Raw genomic sequence first — 1,247 nt, forward strand, 5'->3', positions numbered from 1 at the left:
TCAGCCTGAGCGTCTCCGTGCCCAGGGGGTCGACGATCGTCCACACCCGCTCGATCAGCGAGGCGTCGGGCATGCCGGGCCCCGAACCCGGCACGGATCCCGGATAGGTCACTAGGTTTCGGGTCTACATCATGATACTAAGTCGCCCTATTCAGACTCGGTTTCCCTACGGCTCCGTCTCTTCAACTTAACCTCGCATCATAACGTAACTCGCCGGTTCATTCTACAAAAGGCACGCTCTCACCCATTAACGGGCTCGAACTTCTTGTAGGCACACGGTTTCAGGTGCTATTTCACTCCCCTCTCGGGGTTCTTTTCACCTTTCCCTCACGGTACTGGTTCACTATCGGTCACTAAGGAGTATTTAGGGTTGGGAGATGGTCCTCCCGGATTCAAACTGGATTTCGCGTGTCCAGCCCTACTCAGGATACTGCTAGGTATAAGCGCTATTTCGTCTACGGGATTATTACCCTCTTTGATTAACCTTCCCAGGTTATTCGACTATAATGCTTAAGTCCACGTTGCAGTCCTACAACCCCAAGAAGCAAGCTTCTTGGTTTGCCCTTCTTCGCGTTCGCTCGCCGCTACTTACGAAATCGTTTTTACTTTCTCTTCCTGCAGGTACTTAGATGTTTCAGTTCTCTGCGTTACCTTTACATGAGCTATGTATTCACTCATGAATAACTGCTAGTAGCAGCTGGGTTTCCCCATTCGGAGACCTAGGGATCAATGCGTACTTACTGCTCCCCCTAGAATATCGTCGTTAGTCACGTCCTTCATCGGCTCTTAGTGCCAAGGCATCCACCGTGCGCCCTTATTAACTTTGCCATGATGATTTATAATCATCGTTTTTCAAGTATAAGTTTGTAAATTCTTTAAAATTCACAGCTTTTGGTTTATTTATCGTTATTAGATATTGTTATTTAGTTTTCAATGTTCAAGTGATTTTAACGTCTTGTCTGACAATGGAGCCTAGCGGGATCGAACCGCTGACCTCCTGCGTGCAAAGCAGGCGCTCTCCCAGCTGAGCTAAGGCCCCACAATCAAGAATTTGATTCTTGCTTAGGTTTATCACTAAACCCCTCAAAACTGAATAAAGTTGAATGCTCACGTCTTTGTATATATTCCTTAGAAAGGAGGTGATCCAGCCGCACCTTCCGATACGGCTACCTTGTTACGACTTCACCCCAGTCATCGGTCTTACCTTAGGAAGCGCCCTCCTTGCGGTTAGGCAACCTACTTCGGGT

General features: G+C 48.0%; 1 tRNA gene and 2 rRNA genes. All 3 read right to left on the bottom strand.

The features are described 5' to 3' along the window. Nucleotides 1-828, bottom strand: a 23S ribosomal RNA gene (locus ABT053_RS43330); the annotation flags it as partial. Nucleotides 829-966: 138 nt separating this feature from the next. Then, nucleotides 967-1,039, bottom strand: a tRNA-Ala gene (locus ABT053_RS43335). Between the two features lie 93 nt (nucleotides 1,040-1,132). Further along, nucleotides 1,133-1,247: ribosomal RNA gene (locus ABT053_RS43340) — 16S ribosomal RNA — on the bottom strand; the annotation flags it as partial.

Origin of the sequence: Streptosporangium sp. NPDC002524 (assembly GCF_040295985.1) — a bacterium.
Classification (GTDB): Bacteria; Actinomycetota; Actinomycetes; order Streptosporangiales; family Streptosporangiaceae; genus Streptosporangium.